At 72.3% G+C, this 2,806-nt stretch carries 2 protein-coding genes and 1 pseudogene; all 3 read right to left on the bottom strand.

What is annotated here, in order from left to right; genetic code table 11:
* Positions 1 to 72: 72 nt before the first annotated feature.
* Positions 73 to 1,497: an argininosuccinate synthase gene (gene argG, locus AB0O00_RS34455; RefSeq protein ID WP_363658572.1), complete on the bottom strand. Its 1,425-nt coding sequence runs from the start codon at positions 1,495 to 1,497 to the stop codon at positions 73 to 75.
* A 189-nt stretch (positions 1,498 to 1,686) separates the two neighbouring features.
* Complete coding sequence (locus tag AB0O00_RS34450) at positions 1,687 to 2,493, bottom strand: SAM-dependent methyltransferase (protein WP_363658570.1); 807 nt, start codon at positions 2,491 to 2,493, stop codon at positions 1,687 to 1,689.
* A gap of 117 nt (positions 2,494 to 2,610) precedes the next feature.
* A pseudogene (locus AB0O00_RS34445) lies at positions 2,611 to 2,806 on the bottom strand (hypothetical protein); the annotation flags it as partial.

Below are 2,806 nucleotides of genomic sequence, written 5' to 3'. Positions count from 1 at the left end.
CAGGACACGGCCGTGGGCCGTGGCACGCGCGGTGCCACGGCCCCCGGACGGGCGTGCGGGGATCTGCCGGGATCAGTCGGTGCCGGACTCGATGGCCGCCTGGTCGAGCGCGGTGGACTCGGCCGCGACCGCCTCGGCGTCGTGGCTGGCCGCCGCGATCGGCGCCGCGCCGCCCGGGGCGAGCTCGCCGATCAGGCCGCTCCAGGGGGCGAGCTGACCGTGCGTGGCGTACTGCTCCAGCTTGCTGCGCGAGTCGGCGATGTCGAGGTTGCGCATGGTCAGCTGGCCGATGCGGTCGTCCGGGACGAACGCGGCGTCGACGCTGCGCTCCATGGACAGCTTCTCGGGGTGGTAGCTGAAGTTCGGACCCTGGGTGTCGATCACCGAGTAGTCCTGGCCGCGGCGCAGGCGCAGGGTGACGCTGCCGGTGACGGCCTGGCCGACCCACTTCTGCAGGCTGTCGCGCAGCATGAGCGCCTGCGGGTCGAACCAGCGGCCCTCGTACAGCAGGCGGCCGAGGCGGCGGCCCTGGGTGTGGTAGGTGGCGAGGGTGTCCTCGTTGTGGATCGCGTTGAGCAGCCGCTCGTAGGCGGTGTGCAGCAGCGCCATGCCCGGGGCCTCGTAGATGCCGCGGCTCTTGGCCTCGATGATGCGGTTCTCGATCTGGTCCGACATGCCGAGGCCGTGCCGGCCGCCGATGCGGTTGGCCTCGTGCACCAGCTCGACGTCGTCGGCGAACACCCGCCCGTTGATCCGGACCGGGCGGCCGAACTCGAACTCGACGGTGACGTCCTCGGCCTGGATGTCGACGGACTGGTCCCAGAAGGGGACGCCCATGATCGGGGCGACGATCTCCATCGACGCGTCCAGATACTCCAGGCGCTTGGCCTCGTGGGTGGCGCCCCAGATGTTGGCGTCGGTGGAGTAGGCCTTCTCGGCGGAGTCGCGGTAGGGCAGGTCGCGCTCGGCGAGCCACTCCGACATCTCCTTGCGGCCGCCGAGCTCGGAGACGAACCGCTGGTCCAGCCACGGCTTGTAGATCCGCAGGCTGGGGTTGGCGAGCAGACCGTAGCGGTAGAACCGCTCGATGTCGTTGCCCTTGTAGGTGGAGCCGTCGCCCCAGATCGAGACCTCGTCCTCCTGCATGGCGCGGACCAGCAGGGTGCCCGTCACGGCGCGGCCGAGCGGGGTGGTGTTGAAGTACGTCTGCCCGGCGGAGCGGATGTGGAAGGCGCCGCACGCGAGCGCGGCCAGGCCCTCCTCGACCAGCGCGGCCCGGCAGTCCACCAGGCGGGCCTGCTCGGCGCCGTAGGCGCGGCCGCGCGCGGGGACGTCGGCGAGGTTCGGCTCGTCGTACTGGCCGATGTCCGCCGTGTACGCGTAGGGGACGGCGCCGTGCTCGCGCATCCACGCGACCGCGACGGAGGTGTCCAACCCACCGGAGAATGCGATGCCGATCCGTTCACCGACCGGCAGCTTGCTCAAGACCTTCGACATGCGTGCACCCCTGGACCCGCGGCGCGGGCCTTCGAACTAGCGACGTGTGGGACGTTTCGGCACTGGTGTCCGACACCGTCACCCTGGCATAGGTTTGCAGAGTACCGCAAGACAATACGAACGTGGCGGCCGGGTCCGCCCGACGGGCCGGTGCCGTCGGGCGTGATCCGCACCGGGACACGGGCGGCGTCAGGCCTTGCGGCCGACGCCCGCGTACATCCAGCGCGTGGTGTTCGCCGTGGAGCCCTCCGGGCGCCAGAGCGGGACGAAGTCGACGCCGGGCTCCAGCAGTTCCCAGCCGTCGAAGTAGCCCTCGACCGCGGCGCGGCCCCGCAGGGTGATCTGGGAGGACGCGTTCTGCCAGGTCTTCGCGACCTCCTCGGCCCGCTGCGGGTTGCCCTCGGCGGTGCTGTGCGAGAGCAGCAGGTGGCTGCCCGGCGCGACGCGGTCGTGCACGGCCCGGACGGCGGAGGCGGCCTGGGCGTCGTCCACGAAGTGCAGGACGGCGAGCAGGAGGACGGCGACGGGCTGCGACAGGTCGATCAGCGAGCGCAGTTCGGCGCGGTCCAGCAGTTCCTCGACGTCGCGCAGGTCGCCGGTCAGGACGGTGGTGCTGCGGTTGTCCGCGAGCAGGGCGCGGCCGTGGGCGAGGACGATCGGGTCGTTGTCGATGTAGACGACGCGCGCGTCCGGGGCGAGCTCCTGGGCGATCTCGTGGACGTTGCCCCGGGCGGGCAGGCCCGAGCCGATGTCGATGAACTGGCGGACGCCGGCCTCGACGCAGAGCCGGACGGCGCGGCGCAGGAAGGCGCGGTTCTCCCGGGCCGCCTGCGGGATGTCGGGCGAGGCGGCGATCGCGTGCTCGGCCGCGGCCCGGTCCGACGGGAAGTTGTCCTTGCCGCCGAGCCAGTAGTCGTAGATCCGCGCCGGGTGCGGGCGGCCCGTCTGGAGATCGGTCGGGACGTCCGTCCCGTTGGTGCCGTCGGTGTTGAACATCCGGTCCCCTCCACTGAGCTGAGCGGCTGTCAACCGGTGGAGCGGTGCAGCCAATCGAACGTCCGCGCATGATAGCGGCCGAGCTGCGGTGGGGGGTGAACCGAGGGTGCCCGTCGTTCACCCGGTGGGTGTGCGGTGGGTGCGTGCCGGTACGGCTCGGGCGGGCGTCCGGACGGCGCGCCGGCGCAGCCAGGGCGAGCGGGCGGCCAGGGCGCCGAGGAGCTGGGCGATGAGGTGGCCCGCGTCGGCGACTTCCTGGTCGACGGCGCAGGCCACGGCGAGGGCGGCGGCGAGCGCCGGGAGGCCGTAGCGG

This window comes from Kitasatospora sp. NPDC093558 (assembly GCF_040683475.1).
In the GTDB taxonomy this organism is placed as follows: domain Bacteria; phylum Actinomycetota; class Actinomycetes; order Streptomycetales; family Streptomycetaceae; genus Kitasatospora.
Note: the sequence above shows the minus strand (reverse complement) of the source record. Positions and strands in the feature narration are given on the sequence as shown.